This window comes from Streptomyces sp. NPDC059828 (assembly GCF_042731955.1).
GTDB lineage: Bacteria > Actinomycetota > Actinomycetes > Streptomycetales > Streptomycetaceae > Streptomyces.
This window is the reverse complement of record NZ_JBHWIW010000014.1, coordinates 93,116-113,502: the sequence shown is the minus strand read 5'-3', so window position 1 is coordinate 113,502 and position 20,387 is coordinate 93,116. Positions and strand designations below refer to the sequence as shown.

Genomic DNA, 20,387 nt, shown 5'->3' with positions numbered 1-20,387 from the left:
TGCTGGCTGTGCCTGGGGGCCGGCGCGGTCCTGTCCGTGCGGCGCAGGACCGCGGCCCCTTTGCCTGCATTCTGCCGGGTGGCCGGGCGCCGTGTCGCGTGCCCCCTCCGGCGCGCGAGCCGGAGGTCAGTCCTTGCCGAGCAGATCGGCGGGGAACGCGCCGGCAGCGACCGCGGTGCCCAGGAACCCGTAGGCGAGTTCGGTGAGGCGTTCGACGGACGCCTGGCCGATGTGCTCGTACGGGGCGGCGTCGAGGCGGTCGGTCCCGTTCTCCAGTTCCTCGCGCAACGCCTTGCCCTCCGCGGTCAGTTCGCCGTCGGCGCCGAGTAGTCCGCGCTCGCGCAGCCGCTCCTGTGCCGCGGCCCAGTCGTCGCGCCGCCAGCCGCGGGTGGCGAGGGCCCAGCGGGGGGACATGCCCTTGCCCGTCGCGGTGTGGCTGGCCATGGCCTCCAGTGGGTCCAGTCCGGCCGACAGCAGTACGGCGAGATGCCCGTCGCCGCGGTGCTCGCGCAGCAGGGTCGCCGCGTGCCAGTAGGCGAGGTGCGGTTCGTCGGGTACGGGCAGGTCGGCGTGTGCCGAGTAGAGCGGGCGGGCGTGGCGGCTGCACGCCTCGGCGGCGCGCAGCGCCAGTCCCGCGGCCTCGGCCATCTCCTTGGACTCGACCCCCTCGTCACCGAGGAGCCTGCGCAGGGTGGAGTCGGCGGCGCGCAGCCTGGCCGCCAGCACGGTGGCCGGGGAGGCGGTCTCCCACACCGAGGGGAAATGGCGGGCGAGCAGCTCGTGGTTGTAGTTGGAGAACGCCGCCGCGACCGTGCCGGGCCCGACGGCGCCCAGCGCGGCGGCACGCCCGGAGAGGGCGGCGGCGCTGCGGTCCTCGATGCCGATCCCGGCGAAGGCCTCGGGGAGGTCGGGCGAGAAGTACACGATGGAGTGCGTCGAGTTGAGGGCGCTGGCGCAGCGGCGTCCCGTGCGTGGGGGAAGAGAGCTCATGAACCGCAGGCTACCGACTGGTTGGTATGACCGGAAGGGAGGGTCTGCGTGGCAGGAAAGGTGGGCTTCTTGTCATTGCGGTCGTGCGGGCTCGGCGCCGATCATGGACTCATGCCCGAGCGACCCGACCAACCTGATGAACCAGACCAATCGGATCAACCTGATCAACCGGACCAAACCCGGGAAACCGTGCTGGTGGTGCTCTTCGACGGAGTGCAGAGCCTCGATGTCACCGGCCCTCTGGAGGTCTTCGCGGGCGCGGGCAAGGCTCCCGGTGCGGCGTTCGCGTACCGCATCCGCACCGCCTCCCTCGACGGTGCACCCGTCCGTACCTCCAGCGGGCTCACCCTGGTGCCCGACTGCGCCCTCGGCGACGGCGGACCGCCCGGCACGCTGATCGTCCCGGGAGGGGAGGGCACCAGGCACTCGGATGCCCGGCTGATCGAGTGGCTGCGCGTCCACGCGCCCGCGGCGGGGCGTCTGGTCTCCGTGTGCAGTGGCGCGCTGCTGCTGGCGGAGGCCGGGCTGCTGGACGGGCACCGCGCGACCACGCACTGGTCCGTCTGCGACCACCTCGCCCGCGGCCATCCACAGGTGGCTGTCGACCCGGACCCGATCTTCGTACGGGACGGGCGGATCTCCACGTCGGCCGGCGTCACCGCGGGTATCGACCTGGCGCTCGCGCTGGTCGAGGAGGATCTGGGCCGGGACGTCGCCCTGACCGTGGCCCGCCACCTGGTGGTGTTCCTGCGCCGCCCGGGAAACCAGGCGCAGTTCAGCGCGCAGCTCGCCGCGCAGACCGCCCGCCGTGAACCGTTGCGCGACGTACAGCAGTGGATCACGGAGCACCCCGACGACGACCTGTCGGTCGAGGCCCTGGCCGCCCGCGCCCGGCTCTCACCCCGGCAGTTCGCCCGCGCATTCCGCGCGGAGACCGGTACGACCCCCGGGCACTATGTCGACCGGGTGCGGCTGGAACATGCCCGACGGCTCCTGGAAGACACGGACGACGGCATCGAGCAGATCTCCCGCGCCTGCGGCTACGGAACGCCGGAGGCGATGCGGCGCGCATTCGTCAAGGCCATCGGCACGGCGCCCGCCGAGTACCGCCGCCGCTTCAGCACCCCGCGCACCGCACACGGGTCGGGGGCGTTCCATCGCTGATCACCACCGGCACACCTGCACACCTGCACATCGACTCATGGAGGAGCCCCACATCATGCAGATCGCCATCCTGCTCTACGACCGCTTCACCGCCCTCGACGCTGTGGGCCCGTTCGAGATGCTCAGCCGGATGCCGGACGCGAAGACCGTCTTCGTGGCCGAAAGCGTCGGTCCGGTGCGCAATGACCAGGACAATCTCACCCTGGTGGCCGACCGGGACTTCACCGAGGTGACCGCCGCGGACCTCGTCCTCGTACCCGGTGGCCCGGGAGCGCGTGACGCGATGAAGGACCCCGCGGTCCTCGACTGGCTGCGGGCCGTGGACGCCACCAGTACGTGGACCACCTCCGTGTGCACCGGATCCCTCGTGCTGGCAGCGGCCGGATTCCTCGAGGGGCGCCGGGCCACCACCCATTGGCTGGCACTCGACGATCTGCGCGCACTGGGTGCGCGGCCGACCGGTGAGCGTGTCGTCTTCGACGGCAAGTACGTCACCGCCGCCGGAGTGTCCTCCGGTATCGACATGGCGCTGCATCTGCTCGGCAGGATCGCGGGTGACCAGGTCGCCCAGACCGTGCAGCTGCTCACCGAATACGACCCGCAGCCGCCCTACGACGCGGGCTCGCCCGAGAAGGCGCCCGCGGATGTTGTCGCCTACTGGCGTGGCGGCCCGGGGCGGGCGGTGGTCGAAGCGGGCTGACGTCCACACCCGCTCACCGCGCCGCTACGCCGACCCGGACCCACCACGCCGGCCCGCCGCGCAGAGCATGCCGTGCCGTCACACCGTCCAGGTGAACCGTGGAGGCCTGCGCTCCAGGAAAGCGGCGATTCCCTCGGCGGAGTCGCCGCTGGCTCGCGCCTGGGCGGTCCAGTGAGCGTCCCGGTCGGTGCGCCCCGACGCGAACTCCTTGGCCGCAGCCTGGGTCAGCTGGGACCGGCTCGCCAGTACACGGGTGAACTCGGCGACCCGCTTGCCCAGCTCGTCGTCGGGCAGCACCTCGTCCACCAGACCGGTGCGCAGCGCCCGCTCGGATCCGACCAACTCGCCCGAGAACAGCAGGTACTTCGCTGTCGCCGGCCCGACCAGGCCCACCAGTCGCCGGGTGGAGGACGCCGGATAGACGATCCCCAGCTTGGCCGGGGTGATGCCGAAGGAGGCTCCTTCCCCGGCGAACCTCAGATCGCAGGCGGCTGCCAGCTGGCAGCCGCCGCCCACGCAGTATCCGCGCACCGCCGCGATGGTGGGCTTGGGGAAGGCGGCGAGCGCCTCCTCGGCCCGTACGGCCAGACTCTGCGGGTCCTCGTCCGCGCCGGGTGAGTGGGCGCGCAGCGAGGAGATGTCCGCACCGGCGCAGAAGGTGCTCCCCGCGCCGGTCAGCACCAGCACCCGGACTCCGGGGTCCTGTGCGAGCCGTTCGAGTACGGTCGGCAGCGCGGTCCACATCGCGGCCGTCATCGCATTGCGCTTGCCGGGGTTGCCGATGACGACGGTGGCGACTGAGTCCGTCACCTCCGCGGAGATCTGCCCCTGCTGCGGCTCCGTTCGGTCCATGGGCCGGATGCTATCGGGCGACACCTGGCCAGGACCGGTCGGGCAACCGACATGATCAGTCTGACATGGTCGGAATTCATCGATAGCCATCTACTTATGGTCAGCGCCTCGGTATGGACCAACCCGTTCCCAACACTCGTGGCACACCAGGTCAACAGGTTCCCTGACCAGCCCGGCGGGCCCGATCAGGCTTTCCCTGACCACGATTCACGAGGGTGGGTGCGGGACTATGGAGAGCCCCGGGAGCGTCCCGGCGCGGTCACTGTCGTACGAAGGCGTCTGGCGGTTCACCGCACCGGCAGTGGAGGTGTCCGTGCCCCAGGCGCGGCACGCCGTCCGTGATCTGATCCACCGCCAGGGCGTGCCGGTACGGGACGAACTGCTCCAGGGAATGCTGCTGATCGTCTCCGAGCTGGTGACCAACGCCGTACGGCACGCGGCCCTGCTCTCACCCGAGCTCGCGGTCGAGGTGGCGATCGGCGCCGACTGGATCAGGGTGGCCGTCGAGGACAACCACCCGTACCGACCCAGGGCACTGGAGACCGACTACGCACAGACCGGGGGCCGCGGTCTGCTGCTGGTCAGGGAGATCGCCCGCGAGGCGGGCGGCAGCTGCGACGTGGAGCACACCACGACCGGCGGGAAGATCATCTGGGCGATGCTGCCCCTGGATTCCCTCGACCGGTGGTCTACCAGCCGCTGGCCGAACCCGTGAGCTCCTTGATCGCCGGCCGTGCGGCGTCCAGCACCGTCATGAACCACGCGGAGAAGGTGTCCCGGGCGTGCCGCTCGGCCAGCTCGGCCGCGCTCACGAAAGCCGTCTCGCCGATCTCCTCCGGATCCGGCCGCAGCGAAGCCTGCACCATGCCCACGAAGAGGTGGTTGTACTCCTGCTCGACCAGGCCGGAGTCGGGGTCCGGGTGGTTGTAGCGGACGGTACCCGCCTCCGCCATCAGGGAAGGCGACACACCCAGCTCCTCGAAGGTACGCCGGGCGGCGGCGGTGAACGGCGCCTCACCCGGGTACGGGTGCCCGCAGCAGGTGTTCGACCAGACACCGGGGGAGTGGTACTTCCCGAGGGCGCGGCGCTGGATCAGCAGCCGCCCCTGCTCGTCGAAGAGGAACACCGAGAAGGCCCGGTGCAGCTGACCGGGTGCCTGATGGGCGGAGAGCTTCTCCGCGGTGCCGATGGTCTGACCGCTCTCGTCGACGAGTTCGAGCAAGATCGGCTGCATCGTGCCGTTCGGCGAGCTGTTCGCCGCGGTGGCGGGTGTGGTCGGCATAGCCATCCTTCGCTTCGGTCCACGGCCCTGGGGGCCAGCTCAGTCTGCCGTAAAAAAGCGGCTTGTCCGTACTTCACCGCTCTTGAGGCATGTCCGTGCCCGCCGCGTGGCGGGCACGGACCGGGATCAGACCCCGAAGGCTTCGGGATACTTGATCATGCCCCGCGGTACCTCCGTGGAACCGTCCAGGACCAGCGCCATCATCGCTTCGTCGGGTACCTCGAACCCCGGTGCGATACCCAGCCGTGAGGCCGGGGCGAAGCCGAACCGGGGGTAGAACTCCGGATGGCCCAGCACCACGACCAGACGCTCCCCCCGCGCCCGTGCGGCGTCCAGCAGTGCCTGGATCACCGCGGACCCCGCACCCTGCCGCTGGAACCGCGGCGCGGTGGCGCACGGTGCCAGTGCGAGCGCGGGCGCGTCCCCGACACGGCAACGGGTCAGCAGGGCGTACGCCGCGATCGAGCCGTCCGGCGCCTCGGCCACGTACGAGAGACCGGGAAGCCATGCCGTGCCGTCCTCGCGCAGCGCGTCCACGAGGTCGGCCTCGTCGCGAGTCGGGAACGCCGCCGCGTTCACGGCGTGGACCGCCGGGCGGTCGGCCGCCGTCTCCGGGCGTGCCCGCCAGCCGCCGCCGTTCCCGGGAGCACAGCTCTGCGTCACGATGGATGTGCTCCTTCACCTGTGCGGTCGGTCCTGGTCTCGCTCGCGGAGCCCTTCAGTGGCACAGCCTCGCCTCGTGCTCGGCGTGGCCCCCCGGCTCCAGTTGGAACGTGCAGTGCTCGACGTCGAAATGGGACCCGAGGCAGCCCTGGAGGTCGTGCAGCATCTTCTCGTGGCCGACCGTGTCGAGCACCTCCTGTGCGACCACCACATGGGCCGAGAGCACCGGCATCCCCGAGGTGATGGTCCAGGCGTGCAGGTCATGGACGTCCTCCACACCCGGCAGGGCCCTGATGTGCTCGCGTACCTCCGCCATGTCGACGTCCTTGGGCGCCGCTTCGAGCAGCACGTTCAGCGTCTCCCTGAGCAGCTTGACGGTCCGTGGCACGATCATGAGGCCGATCACCAGTGAGGCGATCGGGTCGGCCGACTGCCAGCCGGTGGCCACGATGACGGCCGACGAGACCAGCACCGTCACCGAACCGAGCGCGTCCGCGAGTACCTCGAGATAGGCCCCGCGCACATTGAGGCTCTCGCTCTGACCGCGGACCAGCAGGGACAGCGACACCATGTTGGCGATCAGGCCGACGAGGGCGAACGCGATGGCGAGTCCGCCCTTGGTCTCGGCCGGGGTGATGAAGCGCTGCACCGCCTCGTACAGCAGGAAACCGCCGACGCCGAGCAGCAGCAGGCAGTTGGCCAGCGCGGCGAGGATCTCGGCGCGGGCGAAGCCGTAGGTGCGCCGGGAGTCGGCCGGGCGGGCGGCGAAATGGATCGCCAGCAGTGACATGGCAAGACCCAGGCCGTCCGTGGCCATGTGCGCGGCATCGGCGATCAGCGCCAGCGAGTCGGCCAGGATGCCGCCCACGATCTCCAGGGTCATCACGCTCAGCGTGATCGCCAGCGCCACCCGCAGCCGCCCCTTGTAGGCGGTGGCCGCAGTGCCTGTCGGCGGTGCGCCGTGCGTATGGCCGTGGTCGTGCCCAGCCCCCATGAGTGCTGCCTCCCGGGTCGTCGTCGGATGAGTCGGAGAGTGATCTGTCCGATTGGCCAACCGGGGCCCAGTGAACTACGGGTGGGGGGTATCGGGCAACACGACGTTGAACACCGTTGTCATATGCTCTGACCTGCGGTTACGTCCGCAGGTCAGAGCGTGGTGACCATCAGCGGGCGGCAGCTTCGGGGTGGTGCAGCAGCCAGCCGTCCCAGGCCGATTCGACCATCTCGCGCACCCCGCGCCCGGCCGTCCAGCCCAGCTCCCTGCCGATCCGTTCGACCGAGGCCACGGCCTGTGCGGCGTCACCCGGCCGGCGCGGCGCCACGACCGCCGGGATGCCGTGCCCCGTCACCTCGGCCACCAGCCGGGCGAGCTCCCGGACCGATACGCCCTCGCCGCGGCCGACATTCACGGTGAGGTCGCCCGCTCCGTGCTGCGCGGCCAGCCGGCGGGCCACCGTCAGGTGCGCGTCGGCCAGGTCCGCGACATGGATGTAGTCGCGGATGCAGGTGCCGTCCGGGGTCGGGTAGTCGTCACCGAAGATCCGCGGAGCCTCACCGCGGGTGATCCGGTCGAAGAACATCGGAATGATGTTGAACACCCCGGTGTCGGCGAGCTCGGGCCTGGCGGTGCCCGCCACATTGAAGTACCGCAGACAGGCCGTGGCGATACCGTGGGCCTGCCCGGCCGCCCTGACCAGCCATTCACCGGCGAGCTTTGTCTCGCCGTACGGGTTGATCGGCACGGCCGGGGTGTCCTCCGTGATGAGTTCCGCATCGGGCACCCCGTAGACGGCGGCGGACGAGGAGAACAGGAAGCGCCGCACGCCCGCGGCGACCACGGCATCGAGCAGCACCGTCAGTCCGTGCACATTGTCGGCGTAGTAGCGCAGCGGCTGCTCCACGGACTCCCCGACCTGCTTCTTCGCCGCGAGATGCACCACACCCGTGACCGCGTGCTCGGCGAGCACACGGTCGAGGGCCTCCCGGTCGAGCACAGACCCCCGCACCAGGGGCACTCCGTCGGGAAGCCGCCCCGGGATTCCGGTCGAGACGTCGTCGAGTACGACGACCTGCTCCCCGGCCGCGGCCATGGCGCCCGCCACATGGGCCCCGATATAACCCGCTCCACCTGTAATCAGCCATGTCATGGCCGCCACCCTACGGCCCGGCCGCACCGGTCCCACCGTGCGCGTTTGTCGGTCGGGGTGCCGATCGTTGATGATCTAGGGGGAGTGGGGTCGAGGCGCCCCCACGGCACCCAAACCTCGGTGAGCTCGGGATTCCGGGCATCCGATAGCCTCAGCCGACATGCCGCCGTCCGGGTACCGGGCCGCCGTGCACGATCACCGATCAGCGCCAAGGAGTGAGTCCGTCTGTCGACCGCCATCCTCACCGGCACGCCGGTACCCGGATCGCCGCTCGAAGGCGATCTGAGGTCGCTGGGCTTCGACGTCCGTACGGCCTCCGGTGCCGACGGGACCGCAGCGCTCATCGCCGCCGTCCCGTCCGGCGAACGGGTCGCCGTCGTGGACCCGCGCCTCATTGGCCATGTGCATGCCCTGCGTCTCGGGCTGACGGACCCGCGCTTCCCGGCCGCTGCCGTGCCGGGCGCGGTGACGGCCCAGCCGGAAGCGCGTACCGCGCTGCTGAGCGCCCTGCGCGCGACGACCGGGGAGACCCCCGCGTCCACCGGCGGGGCCCCGTCCGCCATCAGCCCGGACACCGCTCACCCCGCCATGGACCGGGCCGACGTGCTCGCCGACCGGATCGCCGACGCGCTCGCCGCCGAGGGCGTCACCCCGCACCGGCCCGAGCTCGGCTCGCTCGTCTCGACCGTGCCGCAGGACCCCCAGGCACGCAGCGAGGCCCGGCAGGCCATCGCCGCCGTGGACGACGAGGCCGTACGGCTGCGTACCGCGGTGAAGTCCCGGGACGGCTTCTTCACCACCTTCTGCATCAGCCCGTACTCGCGCTATATCGCCCGCTGGTGCGCCCGCCGCGGACTGACCCCCAACCAGGTCACCACGGCCTCGCTGATCACCGCGCTGATAGCGGCGGGCGCCGCCGCCACCGGCACCCGGGGCGGCTATGTCGCCGCCGGCTTCCTGCTTCTCTTCTCCTTCGTCCTGGACTGCACCGACGGGCAGCTCGCCCGCTACGCCCTGAAGTACTCGACGATGGGGGCCTGGCTCGACGCCACCTTCGACCGGGCCAAGGAATACGCCTTCTACGCGGGCCTCGCCCTCGGTGCAGCCAGGAACGGGGACGACGTCTGGGCCCTGGCCCTCGGCGCGATGGTGCTCCAGACCTGCCGGCACGTCGTGGACTTCTCGTTCAACGAGGCCAATCACGACGCAACCGCCAACACGAGTCCCACGGCCGCGCTCTCGGACCGGCTCGACAGCGTCGGCTGGACGGTCTGGGTACGCCGCATGATCGTGCTGCCGATCGGGGAGCGGTGGGCCATGATCGCCGTGCTGACGGCCGTGACCACGCCCCGGATCGTCTTCTACGCGCTGCTCGTCGGCTGCTCCTTCGCCGCCCTGTACACCACCGCCGGCCGGGTGCTGCGCTCGGTGACCCGCAAGGCCACCAGGACCGACCGCGCCGCCCAGGCCCTCGCGGACCTCGCCGACTCAGGCCGGCTCGCCGAGAGCTTCGCGGCAGCCTTCACCGGGGTGGCGCGCGGCCTGCCCGGCATCGCGACCCTCCTGATCGCCACGGCCGGCGGCGCCGTCGTCGTGTGCGCCGCCGCCTTCAGCGCCCCCGGCAGCTGGTGGCCGGTCGCCGCGGCCGCGCTGTACGTCGCGACCTCGGGCCTCGCGGTCGCCCGCCCCCTCAAGGGAGCCCTTGACTGGCTCGTGCCCCCGGTCTTCCGGGCCACCGAATACAGCGTGATCCTGCTGCTCGCCGCCCGGTCCGAGGTGAACGGGGCGTTGCCTGCGGCTTTCGGTCTGGTCGCGGCAGTCGCCTACCATCACTACGACACGGTGTACCGCATCCGAGGTGGCACCGGCGCGCCGCCTGCCTGGCTGGTGCGCACCATCGGCGGCCACGAGGGCCGCACACTCGCGGTGTCGGTCCTCGCCGCCGCACTGGTGGCGCAGGGCTCCGGCTTCACCGTCGCGCTCACGGTGTTCGCGGTGGTCGTGGCCCTGGTGGTGCTCGTGGAGTCCATCCGCTTCTGGGTCTCCGCCGGAGCACCCGCCGTACATGACGAAGGAGAACCCGCATGATCGGCCTCGTACTGGCAGCCGGTGCAGGACGGCGTCTGCGTCCGTACACCGACACGCTTCCGAAGGCCCTCGTGCCCGTGAACGGGGACCTGTCGGTCCTCGACCTCACGCTCCGGAACTTCAGCGAGATCGGCCTCACCGAGGTCGCCATCGTCGTCGGCTACCGCAAGGAGGCCGTGTATGCGCGCAAGGACGAGCTGGAGGCCACGTACGGCCTGAAGCTCACCCTGATCGACAACGACAAGGCGGAGGAGTGGAACAACGCCTACTCCCTGTGGTGCGCCCGTGACGTGCTGAAGCAGGGCGTGATCCTCGCCAACGGCGACACCGTGCACCCGGTCTCCGTGGAGCACACCCTGCTCGCCGCGCGTGGCAGCGGCCAGAAGATCATCCTCGCCCTCGACACGGTGAAGCAGCTCGCCGACGAGGAGATGAAGGTGATCACCGCCGACGGCGAGGGCGTGCGGAGGATCACCAAGCTGATGGACCCCGCCACCGCCACGGGCGAGTACATCGGCGTCACCCTGATCGAGCCCGATGCCGCGGAAGAACTCGCCGACGCGCTGAGGACCACCTTCGAGCGCGACCCCGACCTCTACTACGAGGACGGCTACCAGGAGCTCGTCAACCGCGGCTTCACCATCGACGTGGCGCCGATCGGTGACGTCAAGTGGGTCGAGATCGACAACCACGACGACCTCGCGAAGGGCCGTGAGATCGCGTGCCAGTACTGACCCGGCTCATTCCCTCGCCGGTCGTCGTCGACATCAGCTGCGGGGCGATGGACGATCTGGCCGGCCTGCTGGCCGACCAGCGGATCTCCGCGTCGGGCGAGCTGGCGTTCGCGATCAGCAACGGCTCGGGCCAGGCCCTGCGCGAGCGGCTCGCCCCCGTGCTGCCCGGCGCCGACTGGTACGAGGTCGCGGACGGCACCATCGACTCGGCGGTCAGGCTGGCCGACGAGATCAAGGGCAAGCGCCGCTACGACGCGGTCGTCGGCCTCGGCGGCGGCAAGATCATCGACGTGGCGAAGTACGCCGCGGCGCGGGTGGGCCTGCCCCTGGTGGCTGTTGCCACCAACCTGGCCCACGACGGTCTGTGCTCGCCCATCTCCATCCTGGACAACGACAACGGGCGCGGTTCGTACGGAGTCCCCTCGCCGATCGCCATGGTGATCGACCTGGACGTGGTGCGCGAGGCCCCGGTCAGGTTCGTCCGCTCGGGCATCGGCGACGCGATCTCCAACATCTCCGCGATCGCCGACTGGGAGCTGTCCCACAAGATCACCGGGGAGTCCGTCGACGGACTGGCCGCCGCGATGGCCCGGACCGCGGGCGAGGCCGTGCTGCGCCACCCCGGGGGCGTCGGCGACGACGAGTTCCTGACGGTGCTCGCCGAGGCGCTTGTCCTCTCCGGTATCGCCATGTCGATCAGCGGCGACTCGCGTCCCTCCTCCGGGGCCTGCCACGAGATCAGCCATGCCTTCGACCTGCTCTACCCCACGCGGGCAGCCAGCCACGGCGAGCAGGCCGGGCTCGGAGCCGCCTTCGCGATGCACCTGCGCGGCGCCCATGAGCAGTCCGCGCTGTTCGCCGAGGTGCTCCGCCGGCACGGGCTGCCGGTGCTGCCCGACGAGATGGGCTTCTCGTCCGAGGAGTTCGTGCGCGCCGTCGAGTACGCGCCGCAGACGCGCCCGGGACGCTTCACCATCCTCGAGCACCTCGACCTGTCCACCGACCAGATCAGGGACGCGTACGCCGACTATGCCAAGACCATCCGTAGCTGAGCTCCGCCCGGTCGTGCACCCGGCGGGTGTGAAGGACCGGCGCAGCGGCGAGCACTGGGGCGGACGCCTCTACATGCGGGAGATCTCGCTGCGCATCACCCGCCTGCTGGTCACCACCAAGGTCACCCCGAACCAGCTGACCTATCTGATGACCCTGGCCGGTGTGCTGGCCCTGCCCGCGCTCCTGGTGCCGGGCATCTGGGGCGCCGTGCTCGGCGTCGTCATGGTCCAGCTCTACCTGCTGCTGGACTGTGTGGACGGCGAGGTCGCCCGCTGGAAGAAGCAGTACTCCCTGTCCGGCGTGTACCTGGACCGGGTCGGTGCCTATCTGTGCGACGCCGCGGTCCTGGTCGGTTTCGGCCTGCGCGCGGCGGACCTGTGGAGCGGCGGTGGGATCGACTGGCTGTGGGCCTTCCTCGGTACCCTCGCGGCGCTCGGTGCGATCCTGATCAAGGCTGAGACCGATCTGGTCGGGGTGGCCCGGCACCAGGCCGGGATGGAGCCGGTGAAGGACGCGGCGGCCGAGCCGCGCTCGTCGGGGATGGCGCTCGCCCGCCGGGCGGCCGCCGCGCTGAAGTTCCACAGGCTGGTGCTCGGCATCGAGGCCTCGCTGCTCATCCTGGTGCTCGCCATCGCCGACCAGATCCGGGGCGATCTGTTCTTCTCCCGCCTCGGCGTCGCCGTGCTGGCCGCTGTCGCGCTGCTCCAGACGGTGCTGCACCTGGTGTCCATCCTCGTCTCCAGCAGGCTGAGGTGAGCGCATGACCAACAGCATGAAACTCGGTGCCGTCATCATCACGATGGGCAACCGTCCCGACGATCTGCGCGCCCTGCTCGAATCCGTCGCCAAGCAGGAGGGCGACCCGGTCGAGGTGGTCGTGGTCGGCAACGGCGCTCCGGTGACCGGCGTGGACGACTTCCCGTTCGTACGGACCGTGGACCTGCCCGAGAACCTGGGCATCCCGGGCGGGCGGAACGTGGGTATCGAGGCCTTCGGGCCGTCCGGTACGGAGGTCGACGCGCTGCTCTTCCTCGACGACGACGGTCTGCTGCCGAACAACGACACCGCGGAGCTGGTCCGCCGGGCGTTCACCGACGACCCGGCCCTGGGCATCGTCAGCTTCCGGATCGCCGACCCGGAGACCGGCGCCACCCAGCGCCGTCACGTGCCGCGGCTGAGGGCGTCCGACCCGATGCGCTCCTCGCGGGTGACGACCTTCCTGGGCGGTGCCAACGCCGTCCGGACCAAGGTCGTCGCCGAGGTCGGCGGGCTCCCGGACGAGTTCTTCTACGCCCATGAGGAGACGGACCTCGCCTGGCGGGCCCTGGACGCCGGCTGGATGATCGACTACCGCTCCGACATGGTGCTGAACCACCCGACGACACCGCCGTCGCGGCACGCGGTCTACCACCGCATGGTGGCCCGTAACCGGGTGTGGCTGGCTCGTCGCAATCTGCCCGCGCCGCTGGTGCCGCTGTACCTCGGCGTCTGGATTCTTCTCACACTCGCCAGGCGTCCCTCGCTGTCGGCGCTCAAGGCGTGGTTCGGTGGATTCAAGGAAGGCTGGACGACTCCCTGCGGGCCCCGCAGGCCCATGAAGTGGCGTACGGTATGGCGGCTGACAAGGCTGGGCCGACCACCCGTCGTGTGACGGACCGTGGTCGTCCGAGAGCATCGGGCGCGATCCGGGTCCTGGCCGCCACCTGAGCCCCCAACTGACGCGCATCTTGAACACGAAAGTTTCAACTTGTGAGTGACACAACCCATGACGGTGCGATCGTGACGGCCGCCCCGCCATCTCCCGACGCCGGGCTGAAGCCGGCGGAGCTGGCCGCCAAGTACGGCCTCACGGTGAGCGGTGCCCGACCGGGGCTCTTCGAGTACGTCAGGCAGCTCTGGGGCCGCCGCCACTTCATCCTCGCCTTCTCGTCGGCGAAGCTCACGGCCCAGTACAGCCAGGCCAAGCTCGGCCAGCTGTGGCAGGTGGCGACTCCGCTGCTCAACGCGTTCGTCTACTACCTGATCTTCGGGCTCATCCTCGGAGCGGGGCGCGGGATGTCGAAGGAGGTCTACATCCCGTTCCTGGTGACGGGTGTGTTCGTGTTCACCTTCACCCAGACCTCGGTGATGGCGGGCGTACGGGCGATCTCCGGCAATCTGGGCCTGGTGAGGGCCCTGCACTTCCCGCGTGCCTCGCTGCCCATCTCCTTCGCGCTCCAGCAGCTCCAGCAGCTGTTGTTCTCGATGATCGTGCTGGTGCTCGTCGCGGTCGCGTTCGGCAGCTACCCCTCGCTCAGCTGGCTGCTGGTGGTTCCGGCGCTCGCGCTCCAGTTCGTGTTCAATGTCGGCCTCGCGCTGATCATGGCCCGCTGGGGCAGCAACACCCCCGACCTGGCCCAGCTGATGCCGTTCATCATGCGTACCTGGATGTACGGATCCGGGGTGATGTTCTCGATCCAGGAGATGCTCAAGGGCAAGCCGAGCTGGATCGCCGACGTGCTGATGTACAACCCGGCGGCCGTCTACATGGACCTGATGCGGTTCGCTCTGATCGACGGGTACGACAAGTCGAACCTGCCGTCGCACGTCTGGTTCGCGGCCCTGGCCTGGGCCGTCCTGCTGGGCGTCGTCGGGTTCGTGTACTTCTGGAAGGCGGAGGAGCGGTACGGCCGTGGCTGACGAGATCAGGACCCCGGGTGGCGCACGCGTGCCCACCGTCATCGCCGACGACGTCCACATCGTGTACCGCGTCAACGGCGCGAGCGGCGGGAAAGGCAGTGCCACCGCCGCGCTGAGCCGGATACTCAAGCGCGACCGCGAGGAGGCGCGCGGAGTGCGCAAGGTGCACGCGGTGCGCGGTGTCTCCTTCACCGCCTACCGCGGCGAGGCCATCGGGCTCATCGGCACCAACGGCTCCGGCAAGTCGACCCTGCTGCGTGCCATCGCCGGGCTGCTGCCCACGGAGAGCGGGAAGGTCTACACCGACGGCCAGCCCTCCCTGCTGGGTGTGAACGCGGCGCTGATGGGCGATCTGACCGGTGAGCGCAACGTCATCCTCGGCGGTCTCGCCATGGGCATGTCGCGCGAGGAGGTGCGGGAGCGCTACCAGGGCATCGTCGACTTCTCCGGTATCAACGAGAAGGGCGACTTCATCACGCTGCCGATGCGCACGTACTCCTCCGGTATGGGCGCCCGTCTGCGGTTCGCCATCGCCGCAGCCAAGGACCACGACGTCCTCATGATCGACGAGGCGCTGGCCACCGGTGACCGCAAGTTCCAGATCCGCTCGGAGGAGCGCATCCGTGAGCTGCGCGAGCATGCGGGCACGGTCTTCCTGGTGAGCCACAGCCTGGGCTCCATCCGGGACACCTGCGACCGGGTGCTGTGGCTGGAGAAGGGCGAGCTGCTGATGGACGGGCCGACCGCCGAGGTCCTCAAGGCGTACGAGAAGGAGACCGGGAAGTAGCCCCGGTCGGGCGAGCACGGCAGCGGGGCCCCACCGGATCGTTCCGGTGGGGCCCCGCACCGGGTCAGTGGCTTAAAGAGTCGTCAATTCCTGTGCCCCCTGGGGTGGTTGGTCGCGGATCGCAGTGTTCTTGTAACGCTCGCAGCACCCCGTCCCGGACTCGGGGGCTGTACAACGTAAGCTGTAACGGTGCTGATTCACGGCGGCGTGTCCGAAATAGGATGTATTGGGTCGGCAGTGTAGAACGGGAGATGTGACGGCTATGACGGAAGATCTCCAGCTCCGCGTGTACGGCGCCGTCCCCGCAGCGGGCAGCCCGACGTGACGGGAACCAGACAGGTGCGCCCCGACGCCGCCCCGCGCACCACACTGGACAAGGCCGCCCACGAGAACTTTCCCGTGGCCCCCTTCTTTCTGCCGCGGGCCTGGCGCGACGATCTGATGGCCCTGTACGGCTACGCCCGGCTCGTCGACGACATCGGTGACGGAGACCTCGCACCCGACGGGGCGGACGCCGCCCACCTCGGCCTCGACCCGGGGCAGGCGCAGGACCGGCTCATGGTGCTGGACGCCTTCGAGGGCGATCTGCGGCGGGTCTTCCGGGACGGAGATGGCTCCGTGGAGGGCGGGGGCCCCCCGCGCCATCCGCTGCTCCGGGCCCTGGTGCCCACCGTCCGCCGCCACTCGCTCGCCCCCGAGCCGTTCACCGGACTGATCGAGGCCAACCGTCAGGACCAGTTCGTCAGCCGCTACGAGACCTACGAGGACCTCGTCGCCTACTGCGCGCTGTCCGCGAATCCGGTGGGCCGGCTCGTGCTCGCCGTCACCGGCACCACCAGCCCCGAGCGGGTCCGCCTGTCCGACACCGTCTGCACCGCGCTCCAGATCGTGGAACACCTGCAGGACATCGCGGAGGACCTGGCCGCCGACCGGATCTACCTCCCCGCCGACGACATGAAACGGTTCCGGGTGAGTGAGGCCGATCTCGCGGCGCCGACCGCGAGCGAGCGGGTGCGCGAGCTCGTCGCCTTCGAGGCCGAGCGCGCCGGGCGGCTGCTCGACGAGGGCATTCCGCTCGTGGCTTCCGTGCACGGCAGGCTCAGGCTGCTGCTCGCCGGATTTGTGGGCGGTGGGCGCGCCGCCCTCGCGGCGATCGAGGCGGCCGGGTATGACGTACTCCCCGGACCACCCGCACCGACCAGGGCGCAACTCGTGCGCGAAGTGGGAGCTGTCGTGCGCAGAGCCAGCAGAGAGGGGTGAGCCGAAGCATGGAGGGACACCCGCCCATGTCCGCGCCGGTACGGGCCGCGTACAGCTACTGCGAGGCCGTCACCGGACAGCAGGCACGCAACTTCGCCTACGGGATCCGGCTGCTGCCTCCGGACAAGCGACAGGCCATGTCCGCGCTGTATGCCTTCTCCCGCCGGGTCGACGACATCGGTGACGGCGGCCTCGGCGAGCCGGCCAAACGCGAGCGGCTCGAGTCGACCCGTGAACTCCTCAGCAGGATCCGCGGTGACAAGGTCGACGAGGACGACACCGACCCGGTGGCCGTGGCGCTCGCCGACGCGGCGCGCCGTTTCCCGATCCCGCTCGGCGGACTGGACGAGCTGATCGACGGGGTCCTCATGGACGTCCGTGGCGAGACCTATGAGACCTGGGACGACCTCAAGATCTACTGCCGGTGTGTCGCGGGCGCCATCGGCCGGCTCTCGCTCGGTGTGTTCGGCACGCAGCCCGGCGCGCGCGGCGCAGACCGCGCATCCGAGTACGCCGACACGCTGGGGCTTGCCCTCCAGCTCACCAACATCCTCCGGGACATCCGCGAGGACGCTGCGGGCGGCCGCACCTATCTGCCTTCCGACGACCTCGCCAAGTTCGGCTGCTCCACGGGCCTCAGCAGCCCGGTGCCGCCCGACGGCGCGGACTTCGCCGGCCTGGTGCACTACGAAGTGCGGCGTGCCCGGGGCCTGTTCGTGGAGGGCTACCGGCTGCTGCCCATGCTCGACCGGCGCAGCGGGGCCTGTGTGGCGGCCATGGCCGGGATCTACCGGCGGCTGCTCGACCGCATCGAGCGCGACCCCGAGGCCGTGCTGCGCGGCCGGGTCTCGCTGCCGGGCCGGGAGAAGGCCTTCGTGGCGGTCCGCGGACTGTCGGGTTTCGACGCCCGGCATGTCTCCCGGAGCGTCCTGCCGCAGGCCGTCAGGAGGCGCACCTGATGCGGCCCCGTGCTTCCGGTACTGCCCGTGCTTCCGGTCACGCCCGTACCACCCGCGCCGCCCGTGACGCCCGGGCATCACTGCCTTTCGGGACCCGCCACTCCCGCCGTGAACCCGGTGACCCCTGTGACGGGCGTGCTCTCAGTGCCCGATGTGTAGCTCCTTGTGTACCGTGTCCCCCGCACGCCGGTGACCGGGGTGCAACCCTCCGCGATATCGCCGCGTCTTTGTCCAGTGCGATGCGGGGAACCACGACGGGGGATACGCGGGCCGGAGCAACGCGGTCGTACCCCCCGCGCTTCGATGACGGGGAGGGCCCATGACGGCACATGGCGCCACGGCGGCACAGCCGCATGCGGTGGTGGTCGGCGGTGGACTCGCAGGTGTCACCGCTGCCCTGCGGCTCGCCGACTCGGGACTGCGCGTCACCCTGGTCGAGAACCGGCCGCGCCTGGGCGGTCTCGCGTTCTCGTTCCGGCGAGGTGAGCTGAGCGTCGACAACGGCCAGCACGTGTATCTGCGGTGCTGCACCGCCTACCGCTGGTTCCTCGACCGGGTCGACGGCGCACGTCTGGCCCCGCTCCAGGACCGGCTCGACGTGCCCGTGCTCGATGTCGCCGATCCACGCCGTCCGCGCCTCGGGCACCTGCGCCGCACCGCGCTGCCCGTGCCGCTGCACCTCGCCGGCAGCCTGGCCGGATATCCGCACCTCTCGCTCGCCGAGCGGGCGGCCGTCGGGCGGGCCGCGCTCGCGCTCGGGCGGCTCGACCCCGCCGACCCCGCCCTGGACACCCTCGACTTCGCCACCTGGCTCGGCCGGCACGGCCAGTCCCGGCGTGCCATCGAGGCCCTGTGGGACCTCGTCGGTGTGGCGACCCTCAACGCCACGGCGGACCACGCGTCCCTGGGCCTCGCCGCGATGGTCTTCAAGACCGGACTGCTCTCCGCACCGGGGGCCGCCGACATCGGCTGGGCCCGGGTCCCGCTCGGTGACCTCCATGACACGCTGGCCCGCAAGGTCCTCGACTGTGCCGGGGTGCGCACCGAACTACGTACTCGTGCCAGTGCCGTCATCCGCACCGAGGACGGCCGCTGGAACGTCACAGCAGGCACCCTGACTCTCGACGCGGACACCGTCGTTCTGGCCGTTCCCCAGCGCGAGACACACGCCCTGCTGCCCGAAGGCGCGCTCGACCAGCCGGACCGGCTTCTCGACATCGGCACCGCACCGATCCTCAACATCCATGTGGTCTACGACCGCAAGGTGCTGCGCCGGCCGTTCTTCGCCGCACTGGGCAGTCCCGTCCAGTGGGTCTTCGACCGCACGGATGCCTCAGGGCTTGCCCAAGGCCAGTATCTGGCCCTCTCCCAGTCCGCCGCACACGACGAGATCGACGCCTCGGTCACCGCACTGCGCGAGCGCTATCTGCCCGAGCTGGAACGGCTGCTGCCCGCCGCGTACGGCGCGGAGGTGCGGGACTTCTTCGTCACCCGGGAGCGCACCGCCACCTTCGCCCCCACCCCAGGCGTCGGCAGGCTGCGGCCCGCCGCGCGCACCCGCGCATCCGGCCTGTACCTGGCCGGCTCGTGGACCGCCACCGGCTGGCCCGCGACCATGGAGGGCGCTGTGCGCAGCGGTATCAGCGCCGCCGCCGCCGCGCTGACCGATCTCGGCCGCCCCCATGAACATCCGCTCAAGGAGGCGGCATGACACCGAGCACTGGAACCAGAGGAGAGAAAGTGCCGACTGCGCCCTCGGCGAACCCGGCTGTTGACACCGTGGACGTCACCGCGCTGCTCGAGCGCGGGCGGACCCTGTCCACCCCGGTGCTGCGCGCTGCCGTGGACCGGCTCGCGCAGCCCATGGACACCGTCGCCGCCTACCACTTCGGCTGGATCGACGCCCAAGGACGTCCCGCCGACGGCGACGGCGGCAAGGCCGTGCGGCCGGCCCTCGCGCTGCTGTCCGCCGAGGTGGCCGGGGCGGCCCCCGAAGTCGGTGTTCCCGGTGCCGTCGCCGTCGAACTGGTGCACAACTTCTCGCTGCTCCACGACGATCTGATGGACGGTGACGAGCAGCGCCGCCACCGCGACACGGTGTGGAAGGTGCACGGACCGGCCCAGGCCATCCTGGTCGGCGACGCGCTCTTCGCCCTGGCCAACGAGATCCTGCTGGAACTCGGCACGGTCGAGGCGGGGCGTGCCACCCGCAGGCTGACCGCGGCCACCCGGGGGCTCATCGACGGCCAGGCCCAGGACATCTCCTTCGAGCACCGCGAGCGGGTCACCGTCGAGGAGTGCCTGGAGATGGAGGGCAACAAGACGGGCGCGCTGCTCGCCTGTGCGGTGTCGATCGGCGCGGTGCTCGGCGGCGCCGACGACCACACCGCCGACACCCTGGAGACCTACGGCTACCACCTCGGACTCGCCTTCCAGGCCGTGGACGACCTGCTCGGCATCTGGGGCGACCCCGAGTCGACCGGCAAGCAGACCTGGAGCGACCTGCGTCAGCGCAAGAAGTCGCTGCCGGTCGTCGCCGCGCTCGCCGCGGGCGGCCCCGCGTCCGAGCGGCTGGGTGAACTGCTCGCCGCCGACGCGAAGAGCAGTGACTTCGACAGCTTCTCCGAGGAGGAGTTCGCCACCAGGGCGGCCCTGATCGAGGAAGCCGGCGGTCGTGAGTGGACCGCCGACGAGGCTCGCAGGCAGCACGCGATCGCGGTGGGCGCGCTGGACCGGATCGAGATGCCGGACCGGGTCAGGGCGCAGCTCGTCGCGCTCGCCGACTTCGTGGTCGTGCGCAAGAGATGACGGCGGCGGTACGGAGCGCCCCTCACGCAGCCGATCACATGGCCGGTCGCGAAGCCGATCAGGCGAGAGAGAACACCGCACGAGAGATGATCACCCCCAATCGCATATGAGCTCGCAGTCGCCGGCCCGGGGCCCAGACCGCACCGGCCGACGGCACACCCCCAGCCGCAGAGATACGACAGCACGAAGGGGGCGCCAATTAACCCACCCCCCACGGAAG

19 protein-coding genes and 1 pseudogene are annotated in these 20,387 nt (G+C 70.6%); 14 read left to right on the top strand and 6 right to left on the bottom strand.

Features of this window, described 5'->3' with window-relative positions:
• Positions 1 to 126: 126 nt before the first annotated feature.
• Positions 127 to 990, bottom strand: coding sequence for a hypothetical protein (locus ACFV6V_RS11765; protein WP_385562622.1), 864 nt, complete (start codon positions 988 to 990; stop codon positions 127 to 129).
• Positions 991 to 1,188: 198 nt separating this feature from the next.
• Between ACFV6V_RS11765 and ACFV6V_RS11760 the strand changes: the two genes are divergently transcribed.
• A complete protein-coding gene (locus tag ACFV6V_RS11760) occupies positions 1,189 to 2,154 on the top strand; it encodes a GlxA family transcriptional regulator (RefSeq protein WP_385562619.1) in 966 nt (321 codons plus the stop codon).
• Positions 2,155 to 2,209: 55 nt separating this feature from the next.
• The gene (locus tag ACFV6V_RS11755; protein ID WP_385562616.1) at positions 2,210 to 2,854 is read left to right on the top strand and encodes a DJ-1/PfpI family protein; all 645 of its coding nucleotides are present in this window, start codon (positions 2,210 to 2,212) and stop codon (positions 2,852 to 2,854) included.
• 78 nt (positions 2,855 to 2,932) lie between these two features.
• Here the strand turns inward: ACFV6V_RS11755 and ACFV6V_RS11750 are convergent, their stop codons facing one another.
• Positions 2,933 to 3,706, bottom strand: coding sequence for an enoyl-CoA hydratase/isomerase family protein (locus tag ACFV6V_RS11750; RefSeq protein WP_385562613.1), 774 nt, complete (start codon positions 3,704 to 3,706; stop codon positions 2,933 to 2,935).
• Positions 3,707 to 3,935: 229 nt separating this feature from the next.
• On the opposite strand from ACFV6V_RS11750, the gene ACFV6V_RS11745 reads away from it, so the two are divergent.
• On the top strand, positions 3,936 to 4,421 hold the full coding sequence (locus ACFV6V_RS11745) for an ATP-binding protein (RefSeq protein ID WP_385562610.1): 486 nt from the start codon (positions 3,936 to 3,938) through the stop codon (positions 4,419 to 4,421).
• Here the strand turns inward: ACFV6V_RS11745 and idi are convergent.
• The 4 genes and pseudogenes from idi to galE all read right to left on the bottom strand — a co-directional run bounded on the left by idi (position 4,396) and on the right by galE (position 7,799).
• Positions 4,396 to 4,989 (bottom strand): isopentenyl-diphosphate Delta-isomerase, encoded by a 594-nt coding sequence (gene idi / locus ACFV6V_RS11740; RefSeq protein WP_385562607.1) that lies wholly within the window; start codon positions 4,987 to 4,989, stop codon positions 4,396 to 4,398. The two genes, ACFV6V_RS11745 and idi, sit on opposite strands and share 26 nt — an antisense overlap.
• Positions 4,990 to 5,115: 126 nt before the next feature.
• A pseudogene (locus ACFV6V_RS11735) lies at positions 5,116 to 5,616 on the bottom strand (GNAT family N-acetyltransferase); the annotation flags it as partial.
• A 91-nt stretch (positions 5,617 to 5,707) separates the two neighbouring features.
• Positions 5,708 to 6,646 carry a cation diffusion facilitator family transporter gene (locus tag ACFV6V_RS11730; protein WP_385562604.1) on the bottom strand — a complete coding sequence of 313 codons (939 nt, stop codon included), beginning with the start codon at positions 6,644 to 6,646 and terminating at the stop codon, positions 5,708 to 5,710.
• 169 nt (positions 6,647 to 6,815) lie between these two features.
• Complete coding sequence (gene galE / locus ACFV6V_RS11725; protein ID WP_385562601.1) at positions 6,816 to 7,799, bottom strand: UDP-glucose 4-epimerase GalE; 984 nt, start codon at positions 7,797 to 7,799, stop codon at positions 6,816 to 6,818.
• A 225-nt stretch (positions 7,800 to 8,024) separates the two neighbouring features.
• Between galE and ACFV6V_RS11720 the strand changes: the two genes are divergently transcribed.
• The 11 genes from ACFV6V_RS11720 to ACFV6V_RS11670 all read left to right on the top strand — a co-directional run bounded on the left by ACFV6V_RS11720 (position 8,025) and on the right by ACFV6V_RS11670 (position 20,167).
• Positions 8,025 to 9,887, top strand: coding sequence for a DUF5941 domain-containing protein (locus ACFV6V_RS11720; protein ID WP_385562656.1), 1,863 nt, complete (start codon positions 8,025 to 8,027; stop codon positions 9,885 to 9,887).
• On the top strand, positions 9,884 to 10,621 hold the full coding sequence (locus ACFV6V_RS11715) for a sugar phosphate nucleotidyltransferase (protein WP_385562598.1): 738 nt from the start codon (positions 9,884 to 9,886) through the stop codon (positions 10,619 to 10,621). The genes ACFV6V_RS11720 and ACFV6V_RS11715 overlap by 4 nt, the downstream gene beginning before the upstream one ends.
• Positions 10,609 to 11,673 carry an iron-containing alcohol dehydrogenase family protein gene (locus ACFV6V_RS11710; protein WP_361280588.1) on the top strand — a complete coding sequence of 355 codons (1,065 nt, stop codon included), beginning with the start codon at positions 10,609 to 10,611 and terminating at the stop codon, positions 11,671 to 11,673. The genes ACFV6V_RS11715 and ACFV6V_RS11710 overlap by 13 nt, the downstream gene beginning before the upstream one ends.
• Positions 11,651 to 12,430, top strand: a complete 780-nt coding sequence (locus ACFV6V_RS11705) for a CDP-alcohol phosphatidyltransferase family protein (RefSeq protein WP_385562595.1) — start codon at positions 11,651 to 11,653, stop codon at positions 12,428 to 12,430. Before ACFV6V_RS11710 ends, ACFV6V_RS11705 begins: the two co-directional genes overlap by 23 nt.
• A gap of 16 nt (positions 12,431 to 12,446) precedes the next feature.
• Complete coding sequence (locus ACFV6V_RS11700) at positions 12,447 to 13,325, top strand: glycosyltransferase family 2 protein (protein WP_385562653.1); 879 nt, start codon at positions 12,447 to 12,449, stop codon at positions 13,323 to 13,325.
• A 98-nt stretch (positions 13,326 to 13,423) separates the two neighbouring features.
• Positions 13,424 to 14,353, top strand: a complete 930-nt coding sequence (locus tag ACFV6V_RS11695) for an ABC transporter permease (protein WP_385562592.1) — start codon at positions 13,424 to 13,426, stop codon at positions 14,351 to 14,353.
• Complete coding sequence (locus ACFV6V_RS11690; protein ID WP_385562589.1) at positions 14,346 to 15,140, top strand: ABC transporter ATP-binding protein; 795 nt, start codon at positions 14,346 to 14,348, stop codon at positions 15,138 to 15,140. The genes ACFV6V_RS11695 and ACFV6V_RS11690 overlap by 8 nt, the downstream gene beginning before the upstream one ends.
• 321 nt (positions 15,141 to 15,461) lie before the next feature.
• Entirely contained in the window at positions 15,462 to 16,400 is a 939-nt protein-coding gene (gene hpnC, locus ACFV6V_RS11685) for a squalene synthase HpnC (protein ID WP_385562586.1), read from the top strand.
• Positions 16,401 to 16,408: 8 nt separating this feature from the next.
• Positions 16,409 to 17,359, top strand: a complete 951-nt coding sequence (gene hpnD / locus ACFV6V_RS11680; RefSeq protein WP_385562583.1) for a presqualene diphosphate synthase HpnD — start codon at positions 16,409 to 16,411, stop codon at positions 17,357 to 17,359.
• A 319-nt stretch (positions 17,360 to 17,678) separates the two neighbouring features.
• Positions 17,679 to 19,070, top strand: coding sequence for a hydroxysqualene dehydroxylase HpnE (gene hpnE, locus ACFV6V_RS11675; RefSeq protein WP_385562580.1), 1,392 nt, complete (start codon positions 17,679 to 17,681; stop codon positions 19,068 to 19,070).
• Entirely contained in the window at positions 19,067 to 20,167 is a 1,101-nt protein-coding gene (locus ACFV6V_RS11670; protein WP_361280597.1) for a polyprenyl synthetase family protein, read from the top strand. The genes hpnE and ACFV6V_RS11670 overlap by 4 nt, the downstream gene beginning before the upstream one ends.
• Positions 20,168 to 20,387 lie beyond the last annotated feature (220 nt).

Coding starts and splice junctions, on each gene's coding strand:
- ACFV6V_RS11765 (WP_385562622.1), bottom strand. CDS start 990: ATGAGCTCTCTTCCCCCACGCACGGGACGCCGCTGCGCCAGCGCCCTC.
- ACFV6V_RS11750 (WP_385562613.1), bottom strand. CDS start 3,706: ATGGACCGAACGGAGCCGCAGCAGGGGCAGATCTCCGCGGAGGTGACG.
- ACFV6V_RS11730 (WP_385562604.1), bottom strand. CDS start 6,646: ATGGGGGCTGGGCACGACCACGGCCATACGCACGGCGCACCGCCGACA.
- ACFV6V_RS11700 (WP_385562653.1), top strand. CDS start 12,447: ATGAAACTCGGTGCCGTCATCATCACGATGGGCAACCGTCCCGACGAT.
- hpnE (WP_385562580.1), top strand. CDS start 17,679: ATGACGGCACATGGCGCCACGGCGGCACAGCCGCATGCGGTGGTGGTC.
- ACFV6V_RS11705 (WP_385562595.1), top strand. CDS start 11,651: ATGCCAAGACCATCCGTAGCTGAGCTCCGCCCGGTCGTGCACCCGGCG.
- galE (WP_385562601.1), bottom strand. CDS start 7,799: ATGACATGGCTGATTACAGGTGGAGCGGGTTATATCGGGGCCCATGTG.
- ACFV6V_RS11745 (WP_385562610.1), top strand. CDS start 3,936: ATGGAGAGCCCCGGGAGCGTCCCGGCGCGGTCACTGTCGTACGAAGGC.
- ACFV6V_RS11755 (WP_385562616.1), top strand. CDS start 2,210: ATGCAGATCGCCATCCTGCTCTACGACCGCTTCACCGCCCTCGACGCT.
- ACFV6V_RS11670 (WP_361280597.1), top strand. CDS start 19,067: ATGACACCGAGCACTGGAACCAGAGGAGAGAAAGTGCCGACTGCGCCC.
- ACFV6V_RS11715 (WP_385562598.1), top strand. CDS start 9,884: ATGATCGGCCTCGTACTGGCAGCCGGTGCAGGACGGCGTCTGCGTCCG.
- hpnD (WP_385562583.1), top strand. CDS start 16,409: ATGGAGGGACACCCGCCCATGTCCGCGCCGGTACGGGCCGCGTACAGC.
- idi (WP_385562607.1), bottom strand. CDS start 4,989: ATGCCGACCACACCCGCCACCGCGGCGAACAGCTCGCCGAACGGCACG.